Source organism: Paraprevotella sp. (genome assembly GCF_986071375.1).
Window position 1 is genome coordinate 54,895 of sequence record NZ_CFQRNQ010000012.1, and the last position, 13,234, is coordinate 68,128.

At 45.6% G+C, this 13,234-nt stretch carries 13 protein-coding genes and 5 tRNA genes; 17 read left to right on the forward strand and 1 reads right to left on the reverse strand.

Annotated features, from left to right (window positions below):
- Position 1: 1 nt before the first annotated feature.
- Positions 2 to 1,834, reverse strand: coding sequence for an aminopeptidase P family protein (locus tag AC5RDV_RS07975; protein ID WP_008628211.1), 1,833 nt, complete (start codon positions 1,832 to 1,834; stop codon positions 2 to 4).
- 130 nt (positions 1,835 to 1,964) lie between these two features.
- On the opposite strand from AC5RDV_RS07975, the gene AC5RDV_RS07980 reads away from it, so the two are divergent.
- The 17 genes from AC5RDV_RS07980 to rpoB all read left to right on the forward strand — a co-directional run bounded on the left by AC5RDV_RS07980 (position 1,965) and on the right by rpoB (position 13,234).
- Entirely contained in the window at positions 1,965 to 2,957 is a 993-nt protein-coding gene (locus tag AC5RDV_RS07980; protein WP_008628210.1) for a malate dehydrogenase, read from the forward strand.
- Positions 2,958 to 3,131: 174 nt separating this feature from the next.
- Complete coding sequence (gene rpsU / locus AC5RDV_RS07985) at positions 3,132 to 3,323, forward strand: 30S ribosomal protein S21 (RefSeq protein WP_008628208.1); 192 nt, start codon at positions 3,132 to 3,134, stop codon at positions 3,321 to 3,323.
- A gap of 66 nt (positions 3,324 to 3,389) precedes the next feature.
- Positions 3,390 to 4,271: a tyrosine recombinase XerC gene (locus tag AC5RDV_RS07990; protein WP_008628207.1), complete on the forward strand. Its 882-nt coding sequence runs from the start codon at positions 3,390 to 3,392 to the stop codon at positions 4,269 to 4,271.
- Between the two features lie 12 nt (positions 4,272 to 4,283).
- A complete protein-coding gene (gene hpf, locus AC5RDV_RS07995) occupies positions 4,284 to 4,583 on the forward strand; it encodes a ribosome hibernation-promoting factor, HPF/YfiA family (protein ID WP_008628206.1) in 300 nt (99 codons plus the stop codon).
- An 89-nt stretch (positions 4,584 to 4,672) separates the two neighbouring features.
- Positions 4,673 to 4,746 (forward strand) — tRNA-Thr (locus tag AC5RDV_RS08000).
- 21 nt (positions 4,747 to 4,767) lie between these two features.
- A tRNA-Tyr gene (locus AC5RDV_RS08005) sits at positions 4,768 to 4,850 on the forward strand.
- Positions 4,851 to 4,890: 40 nt separating this feature from the next.
- Positions 4,891 to 4,963, forward strand: a tRNA-Gly gene (locus tag AC5RDV_RS08010).
- A 10-nt stretch (positions 4,964 to 4,973) separates the two neighbouring features.
- Positions 4,974 to 5,045: transfer RNA gene (locus AC5RDV_RS08015), tRNA-Thr, on the forward strand.
- Between the two features lie 47 nt (positions 5,046 to 5,092).
- Positions 5,093 to 6,274 (forward strand): elongation factor Tu, encoded by a 1,182-nt coding sequence (tuf, locus tag AC5RDV_RS08020; protein WP_008628203.1) that lies wholly within the window; start codon positions 5,093 to 5,095, stop codon positions 6,272 to 6,274.
- Between the two features lie 41 nt (positions 6,275 to 6,315).
- Positions 6,316 to 6,388 (forward strand) — tRNA-Trp (locus AC5RDV_RS08025).
- A gap of 15 nt (positions 6,389 to 6,403) precedes the next feature.
- Positions 6,404 to 6,595, forward strand: a complete 192-nt coding sequence (secE, locus tag AC5RDV_RS08030; protein WP_008623176.1) for a preprotein translocase subunit SecE — start codon at positions 6,404 to 6,406, stop codon at positions 6,593 to 6,595.
- Positions 6,596 to 6,603: 8 nt separating this feature from the next.
- The gene (gene nusG / locus AC5RDV_RS08035) at positions 6,604 to 7,149 is read left to right on the forward strand and encodes a transcription termination/antitermination protein NusG (RefSeq protein WP_008628201.1); all 546 of its coding nucleotides are present in this window, start codon (positions 6,604 to 6,606) and stop codon (positions 7,147 to 7,149) included.
- Positions 7,150 to 7,204: 55 nt separating this feature from the next.
- Positions 7,205 to 7,642, forward strand: coding sequence for a 50S ribosomal protein L11 (gene rplK, locus AC5RDV_RS08040; protein WP_008628200.1), 438 nt, complete (start codon positions 7,205 to 7,207; stop codon positions 7,640 to 7,642).
- 21 nt (positions 7,643 to 7,663) lie between these two features.
- Positions 7,664 to 8,362 (forward strand): 50S ribosomal protein L1, encoded by a 699-nt coding sequence (gene rplA, locus AC5RDV_RS08045; protein WP_008628199.1) that lies wholly within the window; start codon positions 7,664 to 7,666, stop codon positions 8,360 to 8,362.
- Positions 8,363 to 8,376: 14 nt separating this feature from the next.
- Entirely contained in the window at positions 8,377 to 8,895 is a 519-nt protein-coding gene (rplJ, locus tag AC5RDV_RS08050) for a 50S ribosomal protein L10 (protein ID WP_021980206.1), read from the forward strand.
- 38 nt (positions 8,896 to 8,933) lie between these two features.
- Positions 8,934 to 9,311, forward strand: coding sequence for a 50S ribosomal protein L7/L12 (gene rplL / locus AC5RDV_RS08055; protein ID WP_008623169.1), 378 nt, complete (start codon positions 8,934 to 8,936; stop codon positions 9,309 to 9,311).
- Positions 9,312 to 9,418: 107 nt separating this feature from the next.
- Positions 9,419 to 13,234, forward strand: coding sequence for a DNA-directed RNA polymerase subunit beta (gene rpoB, locus AC5RDV_RS08060; RefSeq protein ID WP_008623168.1), 3,816 nt, complete (start codon positions 9,419 to 9,421; stop codon positions 13,232 to 13,234).

Sequence of the window (13,234 nt, forward strand, 5' to 3'; positions counted from 1 at the left end):
TTTATGATTTATGAGTTGTTTTTGTGTGTTCGTATGGCCAGGTCACCTCGCGAAGCCATGTGCGGTGCTCGTGGTCGAGCAACGGAGCCAGTTGGTCGTACACCCGGCTGTGGTAACGGTTGAGCCATTCGATTTCCTCCGTGTCGAGCAAGGACCAGTCTATCGGTTCCATGTCGATGGGACAGAGGGTGAGCGGGTCGAACTGGAGGAATGTGCCGAACTCGGTTTCCCGATAGGGCAAGATGATTTGCGTGTTTTCGATGCGTATGCCATGCCGCCCTTCCTTGTAGATGCCCGGTTCGTTGGTTACGGTCATGTAGGGGAGGAGCGGGGACGGCATATAGTTCATGCGGATTTGATGAGGACCTTCGTGCACGCACAGGCAGGAACCTACGCCATGCCCCGTGCCGTGAAGATAATTAATGCCCTCCTGCCACATGGCATAGCGGGCGCAAGCGTCGAGTTGCGTGCCACTGCAACCTTGCGGGAACTTGGCACGGGCTAGCCGGATGTGTCCTTTCAAGACCAAGGTATAGTCGTGGCGTTCCTCCTCGTTCACCGGTCCGAGGGCGATGGTACGGGTGATGTCCGTCGTGCCGTCTTCGTATTGTGCGCCCGAGTCGAGCAGCAACAGGCCTTGCGGTAGAAGTTCCAAATCGGTTTCCGGAGTAGGCTCGTAGTGCACGATGGCTCCGTGGGCGGCATATCCGGCGATGGTGTCGAAGCTGTTTCCGCAGAACAAGTCCTGTTCACTGCGCAGTTCCTCCAGTTTACGGCTGATGCCAAGTTCCGTTTGTCCTCCGGCCTGCACCGCCGGTGTGAGCCATTTGAGGAATTTCACCATGGCCACGCCGTCGCGTAGCATGGCGCGGCGGTAGCCTTCCACCTCTGCCGGATGTTTTACGGCTTTGAGCAAGCTCACGGGGGATGCTGCGTCTACTACGGAGCATGTTTCGGGCAGGCTGCGGCAGAGGGCGTAGTTTGTGGTTTGGCAGTCTGTCCATATCCGCTTGCCGTCAAAACGTGACAAATCGGGCAGGATGTCGGTATAGTTCCGTGTTTCCACACCGCATTCCTCCAGATGAGTAGAAACCTCTTCCGTGACTTTCACCTTATTTATATATAAGGTACAGCGGGAGGGGGTAATCCATGTGTAAGCTACGAATACGGGCGTACAATGCACGTCCGTGCCGCGCAGGTTCAACGTCCAGGCTATTTCGTCAAGGGCGGACAGAATCAGTCCGTCGGCTTGTCGCCCGGCCATGGCCTCGCGGATGAGTGCGAGTTTTTCGGTTATGCTACGGCCTGCGAAGGCGGGCGGTTGTATTCTGACCGGTGAATCGGGTAGAGCCGGACGGTTCTTCCACAGCGTGTCAGCCGGTTGGTCTGCTATTTCAAGGTGCAGTCCGCAATGGGTGAGCTCTTCCCTGATGGTGCGGATTTCGTCTGCGGAGTTGGTCCATGCGTCCATGCCCACGGCACTTCCCGGTGGAAGAACCTCCGCCAACCATTGCGTGACGGACGGTGTGCCCTCCAAACGTTCTTTCATCAAGCGGAACGGAGTGTCCTTCAGTTGTTCTTCCGCTGCGATAAAGTAGCGGGAGTCGGTCCACAGTGCGGCATCGTCCGATGTGACGACAGCCGTCCCGGCAGAACCGTTGAAGCCGGAAATCCATTCCCGTGTCTTCCAGTACTCGGGGGGGTATTCGCTATGGTGTGGGTCCGTGCTAGGGAAAATGTAGGCTGCCAACCCGTTTTCCTCTAAATGGAGCCTTAATTCGGCTACTCTTTTATTGATGTTTTTATTCATGATACAGTTTTGCCATTTGTGCATTACAAAAATATATTATTCTTGTTTAAGAAAAAAAATATTCCGCTTTTTAATTAGTAAGTCTGAACCTTTTTCTTTAATTTTGTGTGCGTAATAAAGAACTTCTAATTGTATCATATATAAAAAACAGAGTATGGAATTTTTGACGAATGACAAATTGGTGATTGTCGGTGCAGCCGGTATGATCGGTTCGAACATGGCACAGACTGCCCTGATGATGGGTTTGACTTCAAACCTTTGCCTGTATGACGTGTTCTCTCCCGAAGGCGTGGCAGAAGAAATGCGCCAGAGCGGTTTCGACAATGTGAACATCACGGCTACGACCAATGTGGCTGAGGCTTTCAAAGATGCCAAGTATATCATTTCTTCAGGTGGTGCTCCTCGTAAGCAGGGTATGACCCGCGAGGATTTGCTCAAAGGCAACTGTGAAATCGCAGAACAGCTCGGCAAGGACATCAAGACTTACTGCCCGGACGTGAAGCATGTGGTCATCATCTTCAACCCGGCAGACTTGACCGGTTTGGTGACATTGCTGTATTCAGGCTTGAAGCCTTCACAGGTGACGACTTTGGCCGGTTTGGATTCAACTCGTTTGCAGAGTGCGTTGGCCAAGAAGTTCGGCGTGTTGCAAAGCAAGGTGACGGGTTGTGCTACATACGGCGGTCACGGCGAGCAGATGGCTGTGTTCGGTTCGGCCGTGAAGGTTGACGGCAAGCCTTTGAACGACTTGATCGGAACAGATGCGTTTACGGCAGAAGAATGGGAAACCATGAAAGTGGACGTGACCAAGGGTGGAGCTAAGATTATCGAACTCCGGGGACGTTCTTCTTTCCAGAGTCCTTCTTACCTTTCTGTGGAAATGATTCGTGCGGCTATGGGCGGTGAAAAATTCCGTTGGCCGGCCGGTACATACGTAAAGACTGACAAGTATGACCATATCATGATGGCTATGAATACAACTTTGGACGCAAACGGTTGTCATTATACGATGCCTGAAGGTACGGCCGAGGAAATTGCCAAATTGGATGCCAGCTACGCACACCTTTGCAAGATGCGCGACGAACTCGTGACATTGAATATTGTTCCTGCTATTTCAGAGTGGAGCAAAATCAATCCGAATCTGTAACCTGTTGATGTCAATAAGGTTTAGAAGGTGCATGTCTCGATGGGATATGCACCTTTTTTAAGGTTTGTGTCATAGAAAAAACGTGTTTTCTTTGCCGATTCAAAAAACATTGTTTAATTTTGCACCGCATTTTGCAAAAATAGTATTCATACATTATTATTAAAAACAAAAAACATGATTGTAGTACCTGTAAAAGAAGGCGAGAACATCGAGAGAGCGCTGAAGAAATTCAAAAGAAAATTTGAAAAGACTGGTGTCGTGAAGGAATTGAGACGCAGACAACAGTTTGACAAACCTTCGGTGGTCAAGAGGCTCGCTAAGGAACGTGCGATTTACGTTCAGAAAATGCAACGTGTAGAAGAATAATTTAGCTGTTTTTCTTTGAACTTTCATTTTTATTTCCTATATTCGTTGTCGTAAAAGCAACGAGGTATGTGGACAGAAGCTTTTTTGGAATATTTGACGCTTGAACGGAATTATTCGTTGAGGACAGTCGAAGAATACCGCGACGATTTGAATGCGTTTGAATCGTATTATAAAAAGGTGGACTCCACATTGTCTTGGGAAACGATGGACGGAGATGTCGTGAGAGACTGGATGGTCTCGATGATGGAGGCAGGCCGTACGGCTACTACGGTTAACCGTAGATTGAGTGCCTTGCGTACGTTTTATCGGTATTTGTTGAGGCGGGATTGGATAAAAGTAGATCCTGTGCGAAATATACAAGGTCCCAAGAAAAAGAAGCCATTGCCGGTGTTCTTGAAAGAAAGTGAGATGAACCGTCTTTTAGACGGTGATTTTTTCGGTAATGATTTCTTAGGCAAAAGAGATAAGTTGATAGTGAACACGTTTTATGTGACGGGTATTCGCCTTTCTGAGTTGACGAGCCTGAATAATCAGGACGTGGATATGTGGGGGGGCGTGATAAGAGTCACGGGAAAACGAAATAAACAGAGAATCGTTCCGTTCGGTGACGAATTGGAAGCATTACTCACGGCATATCTGGATGAGAAATCATCTTTAGGTCTGGAAGATGGGGGTGCGATGTTCGTGGACGAGAAGGGCGAGCGGCTTACAAATGTAAAGGTGCGGAATCTTGTGCGGCATTATTTAGGAATGGTGACTACACAGAAGAAAAGGAGTCCGCACGTGTTACGGCATACTTTTGCAACCTCGATGTTGAACCATCATGCAGATTTAGAATCTTTAAAAGAGTTGTTGGGTCATGAGAGTATTTCTACTACGGAGATTTACACGCACACAACTTTTGAGGAGTTAAAAGAAATGTATAACCAGGCTCATCCAAGAGCTTAAAAAGACAAGACTATGGAAGTAAAAATTCAGGCAATTCATTTTGATGCCACAGAGAAACTCCAAGAGTTTATCGAGAAGAAAGTAGCAAAGTTCGGAAAATTTAGCGAAGAAATAAGAAAGGTAGAGGTGTCATTAAAGGTCGTAAAGCCCGAGACCTCCATGAATAAAGAGGCATCCATCAAGGTTTTGGCCTCGACAGGAGAGTTTTTTGCGGAGAAAGTTTGCGACACATTTGAAGAAGCAGTAGATGTTTGTTTGGATGCGTTGGTACGCCAAATATCCAAATATAAGGAAAAACAAAGAAGTCATTAAAAAAAAAGAGATTTTTATTTGTGATTTCAAAAAATAGACTTAACTTTGCAGCCGTTTAAGGCATGTCGTTAGATGTGTAGGCTGCAAACGCCTCTTTAGCTCAGTTGGCCAGAGCACGTGATTTGTAATCTCGGGGTCGTTGGTTCGAATCCGACAAGAGGCTCAAGCAAAACTATTATAAGAAGGGCAAATACCAGAGTGGCCAAATGGGGCAGACTGTAAATCTGCTGGCTTACGCCTTCGGTGGTTCGAATCCATCTTTGCCCACACTCATTGAGGAACTTGTAAAAGGTCAAATAATGAAGCTGCGGAAATAGCTCAGTCGATAGAGCACTAGCCTTCCAAGCTGGGGGTCGCGGGTTTGAGTCCCGTTTTCCGCTCTGATTTTTTGCTGTTATAGCTCAGCGGTAGAGCACTTCCTTGGTAAGGAAGAGGTCCCGAGTTCAAGTCTCGGTAACAGCTCGGATGAGCATTAGATTATTCATTAATTAAATAAAAAGGAAAAAGCTATGGCTAAAGAGAAGTTTGAGCGTACCAAACCTCATGTAAACATTGGTACTATCGGTCACGTAGACCACGGAAAGACTACTTTGACTGCTGCTATTACTACAGTATTGGCAAAGAAGGGTTTGTCAGAAGTAAAATCGTTTGATCAGATTGATAACGCTCCCGAAGAAAAAGAGCGTGGTATTACTATCAATACATCACACGTTGAGTATGAAACTGCAAACCGTCACTATGCACACGTTGACTGCCCGGGACATGCCGACTATGTAAAGAACATGGTAACTGGTGCTGCGCAGATGGATGGTGCAATCATCGTGGTTGCTGCAACTGATGGTCCGATGCCTCAGACTCGTGAGCACATCTTGTTGGCTCGTCAGGTAAACGTTCCGCGTTTGGTCGTATTCTTGAACAAGTGCGATATGGTTGATGACGAAGAAATGTTGGAACTCGTTGAGATGGAGATGCGTGAACTGTTGGCAGCTTATGACTTCGAAGAAGATACTCCGATTATCCGTGGTTCTGCTTTGGGCGCATTGAATGGTGTACCTGAATGGGAAGATAAGGTAATGGAACTTATGGACGCTTGTGATACTTGGATCCAGGAGCCTGTTCGTGACGTTGAAAAGCCTTTCTTGATGCCGGTTGAGGACGTATTCTCTATTACTGGTCGTGGTACTGTAGCAACTGGTCGTATCGAGACTGGTGTTGTGAAAGTAGGTGATGAAGTTCAGATTCTCGGTTTGGGCGAAGACAAGAAGTCTGTGATTACCGGTGTAGAAATGTTCCGTAAGTTGTTGGACGAAGGTGAAGCTGGTGATAACGTTGGTTTGTTGCTTCGTGGTATCGATAAAACAGAAATCAAGCGTGGTATGGTAATTACTCATCCGGGGTCTATTACTCCTCACTCTGGTTTCAAGGCTTCTATCTACGTTTTGAAGAAAGAAGAAGGTGGACGCCATACTCCGTTCGGAAACAAATACCGTCCTCAATTCTATCTGCGTACTATGGACTGTACAGGTGAAATTCACTTGCCAGAAGGTACAGAAATGGTAATGCCGGGTGATAACGTGGAAATTACAGTAAACTTGATTTATCCGGTAGCCTTGAACGTAGGTTTGCGTTTCGCTATCCGTGAAGGTGGACGTACGGTAGGTTCTGGTCAGATTACTGAAGTTTTTGACTAATTTAAGGTCATCATAGGCTCTCCCCTAAGAGAGAGCCATTTACGGGAGTAGCTCAGTTGGTAGAGCACCGGTCTCCAAAACCGGGTGTCGGGAGTTCGAGCCTCTCCTCCCGTGCTAATAATAAAGAGTATGTTTAAGAAGATCTTTAAATATTGTAAGGAATCTTATGATGAGCTTGTCCATAAAACAACTTGGCCGACTCGTTCAGAACTTACTAACAGTGCAGTCGTAGTATTATCTGCTTCCCTACTCATTGCACTGGTTGTTTTTGCTATGGACTTCGTATTCCAGAGCGCAATGGAAGTTATTTATCCTAATTAAGTAGAGAGATGGCTGATACTGAAATGAAATGGTACGTTATGCGTGCCGTGAGTGGAAAGGAAAGCAAGGTGAAGGAGTACATTGATGCCGAAATTAAAAAAGGTGACTTTGGAAAATTCGTCTCTCAGGTGTTGATACCGACAGAAAAAGTAGTTCAGGTTCGTAATGGTAAACGTATCGTTAAGGAACGTAATCATTTACCGGGTTATGTGTTGGTAGAGGCGGCTTTAGTGGGTGAGATACCTGTATTGTTGCGTAATACGCCGAACGTATTGGGCTTTTTGGGTGAATCTAATAGTAACCCTACTCCGTTGCGTCAATCTGAGGTTAATCGTCTTTTAGGTGCTGTTGACGAAATGCAAGATGTACCTGAAGAAGTGTTGATACCTTATGCTGAAGGGGAAACGGTTAAGGTAACAGAAGGACCTTTTAGTGGCTTTTCTGCCGTAATCGAAGAAGTGAATAACGAAAAGAAGAAGCTGAAAGTAATGGTTAAGATTTTCGGCCGTAAGACGCCGTTGGAATTAGGTTTTATGCAAGTGGAGAAAGAATGATGCGTTTTGTTACGCGTATTGTTCTTGAATATCAAATTCAATAAATAACAAAAAAATGGCTAAAGAAGTTGCTGGATTAATCAAATTACAGATTAAAGGAGGCGCTGCAAATCCATCACCCCCAGTAGGTCCTGCTTTGGGTTCCAAGGGTATCAATATCATGGATTTCTGTAAAGCATTCAACGCCAGAACGCAGGAGAAAGCCGGTAAGGTGCTCCCGGTGGTAATCACCTATTATACTGATAAGTCATATGACTTTATCGTCAAGACTCCTCCCGTAGCAGTACAGTTGATGGAGATTGCGAAGTTAAAAGGTGGTTCTGCTGAACCGAACCGTAAAAAGATTGCTGAAATCTCTTGGGAGCAAGTGCGTACGATTGCTCAGGATAAAATGCCTGATTTGAATTGCTTTACAATAGAAGCTGCGATGAAATTGGTTGCAGGAACAGCAAGAAGTATGGGTATCACTGTAAAAGGAGACTTCCCGGGTTAATAATTAAAATCTTCAATTAAAATGAGTAAACTGACAAAAAACCAGAAGTTGGTCGCTGACAAGATTGAAGCAGGGAAAGCATACTCTTTGAAAGAAGCTTCTCAGTTGGTTAAGGATATCACGACAACCAAGTTTGATGCTTCCGTGGACATTGATGTACGTTTAGGTGTGGATCCCCGTAAAGCCAATCAGATGGTGAGAGGTGTTGTGTCTCTGCCAAATGGTACGGGTAAAGTTACGCGGGTTCTTTGCTTGTGTACTCCAGATGCTGAAGCTGCTGCTAAGGAAGCAGGCGCTGACTATGTAGGTCTTGATGAATATATCGAGAAGATAAAGGGCGGTTGGACTGACGTGGATGTCATTATCACGATGCCTTCAATAATGGGAAAAATCGGTGCCCTCGGTCGTGTACTCGGTCCTCGCGGATTGATGCCTAACCCGAAGAGTGGTACTGTAACTATGGATGTGGCCAAGGCTGTAAAAGAAGTGAAACAAGGTAAGATAGACTTTAAAGTAGATAAATCTGGTATTGTACACACTTCTATAGGTAAGGTTTCTTTTACTGCTGAGCAAATTGCACAGAATGCGAAAGAGTTTATTTCAACTATCAATAAGTTGAAACCTGCAGCCGCTAAGGGTACCTATATTAAGAGTATTTATCTTTCAAGTACGATGAGCCGCGGTATCAAGATTGACCCGAAGGCTGTTGAGGAAATTTAAAAAGTAATTGAATCATGAGAAAGGAAGATAAAGGTAATATTATAGCCCAACTTGGCGAAGTCTTGAATGAGTATGCTCATTTCTATCTGGTTGATGTGACGGGGTTAAATGCCGCAACGACCAGTGCGATGAGAAGAAAATGTTTTCAGTCTGAAATTAAAATGGTAGTTGTGAAGAATACATTACTTCACAAAGCTTTGGAAGCAGCTGAAACGGATTATACTCCTTTGTACGATTGCTTAAAGGGCACGACTGCTGTGTTGTTTGCAAATACGGCAAATGCTCCAGCAAAGTTGTTGAAAGATTTTGCTAAGGATGGAATGCCTGCATTGAAAGCGGCTTATGCTGAAGAAGGTTTCTATGTGGGTGCAGACCAACTCGAAGCTCTCACGGCTATCAAGAGTAAGGATGAAGTTATTGCCGAGATTGTGGCTTTGTTGCAATCACCGGCGAAGAATGTACTTTCTGCTCTTCAATCAGGTGGAAACACTATTCATGGAGTTCTCAAGACTCTCGGTGAAAGACCCGAATAATTTAAATTAGTATCAAACAAATAAAAAATAGAATAAAAATGGCAGATTTGAAAGCTATTGCTGAAGAATTGGTAAATTTGACAGTTAAGGAAGTTAATGAATTGGCAACTATCCTGAAGGATGAGTATGGAATTGAACCTGCTGCTGCAGCTGTTGCTGTTGCTGCTGGTCCTGCTGCTGGCGGTGCTGAAGCTGCTGCTGCAAAGGATTCTTTCGATGTTGTATTGAAGAGTGCAGGTGCAGCTAAGTTGCAGGTAGTTAAGGCTGTGAAAGAAGCTTGTGGCCTTGGCTTGAAAGAAGCAAAAGAAATGGTTGACGGTGCTCCTAGCGTGCTGAAGGAAGGAATGCCGAAAGCTGATGCTGAAGCTTTGAAGAAGACTCTCGAAGAAGCTGGTGCTGAAATCGAGTTGAAGTAATTAAAAAGCCTGTATTAGCAGGTTTGTCGGTAAAGAATCCTCTGGTAGAGGGTTCTTTACCTTTTTGTGTCTAAAACTATCAACAAGTTCAACTAATAATAATATAGATGTCTTCTAATCTTGTAAATCAGAGAGTTAACTTTGCAACAGTTAAGAGTCCGATGCCTTATCCGGATTTTCTTGATGTGCAATTGAAGTCGTTTAAGGACTTCCTGCAGTTGGATACTCCTCCTGAGAAACGTAAAAACGACGGCTTGTATAAAGTCTTCTCAGAGAATTTTCCAATTGCCGATACGCGTAATAACTTCGTTTTGGAGTTCCTTGATTATTATATTGATCCGCCGCGCTATACTATAGAAGAGTGTTTAGAGCGGGGACTCACCTATAGTGTGCCGCTCAAGGCCAAATTGAAGTTGTACTGTACCGACCCGGACCACGAAGACTTTGACACGGTTATTCAGGATGTGTTCTTAGGTCCTATTCCCTATATGACCGATAATGGAACTTTTATTATTAACGGTGCTGAACGAGTTGTAGTTTCTCAGTTACATCGTTCTCCAGGTGTTTTCTTCGGTTCAAGTATTCACGCGAATGGGACGCAACTGTATTCGGCACGAATCATTCCATTCAAAGGTTCATGGATTGAATTTGCTACAGACATCAATAATGTCATGTATGCGTATATCGACCGCAAGAAGAAATTGCCTGTTACGACTTTGTTGCGTGCCATAGGTTTCGAGGACGACAAGGATATTTTGGAGATATTCAACTTGGCAGAAGAAGTCAAAGCGACGAAAACCAATTTAAAGAAATACATAGGTAAGAAGTTAGCTGCGCGCGTACTGAAGAGTTGGATTGAAGATTTCGTGGATGAAGATACCGGTGAGGTGGTTTCAATAGAGCGTAATGAAGTCATCTTAGACCGTGAGGCTATATTGGACGAAGACAATATTTGTATCATTTTGGATAGCGGTGTCCAAAGTGTGTTGTTGCATAAGGAAGAGATAAATACGTCTGATTATTCTATCATTTTCAATACACTTCAGAAAGACCCGAGTAATTCTGAGAAGGAGGCTGTATTATACATTTACCGTCAGTTGCGTAATGCCGACCCCGCAGATGATGCCAGTGCACGTGAAGTTATCAATAACTTGTTCTTTTCAGAGAAACGTTATGATTTGGGCGAAGTGGGACGATACCGTATCAATAGAAAACTGAATCTTTCTACGGATATGGACGTCCGCGTATTGACGAAAGAAGATATTATCGAGATTATCAAGTATTTGATAGAGTTGATAAACTCGAAGGCACTTGTGGATGACATTGACCATTTGAGCAATCGTCGTGTAAGGACTGTGGGCGAACAATTAAGCAATCAGTTTGCTATTGGTTTGGCTCGCATGAGTCGTACGATTCGGGAACGTATGAATGTACGTGATAACGAAGTCTTTACTCCGACGGACCTGATTAATGCGAAGACCATTTCTTCCGTGATTAATTCTTTCTTCGGGACCAATGCCCTTTCGCAATTCATGGACCAGACCAACCCTTTGGCAGAGGTAACGCACAAACGTCGTTTGTCTGCCCTCGGTCCTGGCGGTTTGTCTCGTGAACGTGCCGGTTTTGAGGTGCGTGACGTACACTATACACACTATGGCCGCCTGTGTCCTATCGAATCTCCTGAAGGACCGAACATCGGTTTGATTTCTTCTTTGTGTGTATATGCCAAGATTAACGACCTCGGTTTCATCGAAACCCCCTACCGTAAGGTGCAAGACGGAGTGGTTGATTTATCATTGGAAACCGGTATTGAATATTTGACAGCAGAAGAGGAAGAAGGCAAGATTATCGGACAGGGTAATGCGCCGTTGAATGATGACGGTACGTTTATCCGTAAGAAAGTAAAGTGTCGTCAGGATGACGATTATCCAGTTGTTCCCCCTTCTGATGTGAATCTGATGGACGTGGCTCCGCAGCAGATTGCTTCTATTGCCGCATCTTTGATTCCGTTCTTGGAGCATGACGATGCGCACCGTGCGTTGATGGGTTCAAACATGATGCGCCAGGCGGTGCCTTTGTTGCGTAGCGAATCTCCGATTGTAGGTACCGGTATAGAAAAGCAGGTATGTGAGGATTCCCGTACGATGATTACAGCCGAGGGTGATGGTGTGATAGAGTATGTGGACGCTACGACCATTCGTATTTTGTACGACCGTACGGAAGAAGAAGAGTTCGTAAGTTTCGAGCCAGCGTTGAAAGAATACCGTATTCCGAAGTTCCGTCGTACAAACCAGAATATGACGATAGACCTGCGTCCTATCTGCGATAAAGGTCAACGCGTAAAAGCCGGAGACATCTTGACGGAAGGTTATTCTACCCAACAAGGAGAACTGGCGTTGGGCAAGAACCTTTTGGTGGCTTACATGCCATGGAAAGGCTATAACTATGAAGATGCCATTGTGCTGAACGAACGCGTGGTACGCGAAGATATTTTGACTTCTATCCATGTGGAAGAATTCTCGTTGGAAGTGCGTGAAACGAAACGTGGAGTGGAAGAGTTGACGGCCGACATTCCGAATGTAAGCGAAGAAGCTACTAAAGATTTGGATGAAAATGGTATTGTCCGCGTCGGTGCCCGCATTCAGCCGGGTGATATTATGATTGGTAAGATTACTCCGAAGGGTGAGAGCGATCCTTCGCCCGAAGAGAAGCTGCTGCGTGCCATTTTCGGTGATAAAGCCGGTGATGTGAAGGATGCTTCTTTGAAAGCTTCTCCGTCATTGAATGGTGTGGTGATAGATAAGAAGTTGTTCTCCCGTGCCATCAAGACACGTGCTGCCAAGGCTGCGGACAAGCTGATCCTTCCGAAAATAGATGAGGAATTCAACAGTAAGGTTGAAGATCTGAAGGCCATCTTGATAGACAAATTGTTGGAACTGACGAAAGACAAGGTTTCACAAGGCGTGAAAGATTATATGGGTAGCGATGTGATTGCTTCGGGACGTAAGTTTGCGGCTTCCGCTTTGGAAGGACTCGATTTTACGACGATACAGTTAAGTGGCTGGACGGACGACGAGCATCTGAACGGCTTGATATCTCAACTGATTATAAACTTCCTGAAGAAATACAAGTTGCTTGATGCCGAACTGAAACGTAAGAAGTTTGCGATTACGATTGGCGATGAGTTGCCTTCAGGTATCATTCAGATGGCTAAGGTTTATATCGCCAAGAAACGTAAGATCGGTGTCGGCGACAAGATGGCCGGACGTCACGGAAACAAGGGTATCGTATCAAAAATCGTACGTCAGGAAGACATGCCGTTCTTGGCCGACGGAACGCCGGTCGATATCGTTTTGAATCCGTTGGGTGTGCCTTCTCGTATGAACATCGGTCAGATTTTCGAGACTGTTTTAGGGGCTGCCGGAAAAGAACTTGGAGTGAAGTTTGCGACTCCGATTTTCGATGGTGCTACGTTGGATGACTTGTGTGAATGGACGGATAAGGCCGGTTTGCCGCGCTATTGCTCTACGCAGTTGTATGATGGCGAGACCGGTGAGAAGTTCGACCAGTTGGCCACTGTCGGTATTGCTTATATGTTGAAGTTAGGCCACATGGTAGAAGACAAGATGCACGCCCGTTCCATCGGTCCGTATTCATTGATTACCCAACAGCCGCTCGGTGGTAAGGCACAGTTCGGTGGTCAGCGTTTCGGAGAAATGGAAGTCTGGGCCATCGAGGCGTTCGGTGCATCTCATGTGCTACAGGAAATCTTGACTATCAAGTCGGACGATGTGGTAGGCCGTTCGAAAGCATACGAAGCGATTGTCAAGGGCGAGCCGATGCCGACTCCGGGTATCCCGGAATCACTGAATGTGTTGCTCCACGAGTTGAGAGGCTTGGGGTTGAGCATTACGCTTGAATAA

What these genes read in the sequence shown, in the direction of transcription:
- rpoB (WP_008623168.1), top strand. Translation starts at nt 9,419, where the DNA reads ATGTCTTCTAATCTTGTAAATCAGAGAGTTAACTTTGCAACAGTTAAG.
- rplL (WP_008623169.1), top strand. Translation starts at nt 8,934, where the DNA reads ATGGCAGATTTGAAAGCTATTGCTGAAGAATTGGTAAATTTGACAGTT.
- AC5RDV_RS07990 (WP_008628207.1), top strand. Translation starts at nt 3,390, where the DNA reads ATGTGGACAGAAGCTTTTTTGGAATATTTGACGCTTGAACGGAATTAT.
- rpsU (WP_008628208.1), top strand. Translation starts at nt 3,132, where the DNA reads ATGATTGTAGTACCTGTAAAAGAAGGCGAGAACATCGAGAGAGCGCTG.
- rplJ (WP_021980206.1), top strand. Translation starts at nt 8,377, where the DNA reads ATGAGAAAGGAAGATAAAGGTAATATTATAGCCCAACTTGGCGAAGTC.
- AC5RDV_RS07975 (WP_008628211.1), bottom strand. Translation starts at nt 1,834, where the DNA reads ATGCACAAATGGCAAAACTGTATCATGAATAAAAACATCAATAAAAGA.
- nusG (WP_008628201.1), top strand. Translation starts at nt 6,604, where the DNA reads ATGGCTGATACTGAAATGAAATGGTACGTTATGCGTGCCGTGAGTGGA.
- hpf (WP_008628206.1), top strand. Translation starts at nt 4,284, where the DNA reads ATGGAAGTAAAAATTCAGGCAATTCATTTTGATGCCACAGAGAAACTC.
- tuf (WP_008628203.1), top strand. Translation starts at nt 5,093, where the DNA reads ATGGCTAAAGAGAAGTTTGAGCGTACCAAACCTCATGTAAACATTGGT.
- secE (WP_008623176.1), top strand. Translation starts at nt 6,404, where the DNA reads ATGTTTAAGAAGATCTTTAAATATTGTAAGGAATCTTATGATGAGCTT.
- rplK (WP_008628200.1), top strand. Translation starts at nt 7,205, where the DNA reads ATGGCTAAAGAAGTTGCTGGATTAATCAAATTACAGATTAAAGGAGGC.
- AC5RDV_RS07980 (WP_008628210.1), top strand. Translation starts at nt 1,965, where the DNA reads ATGGAATTTTTGACGAATGACAAATTGGTGATTGTCGGTGCAGCCGGT.
- rplA (WP_008628199.1), top strand. Translation starts at nt 7,664, where the DNA reads ATGAGTAAACTGACAAAAAACCAGAAGTTGGTCGCTGACAAGATTGAA.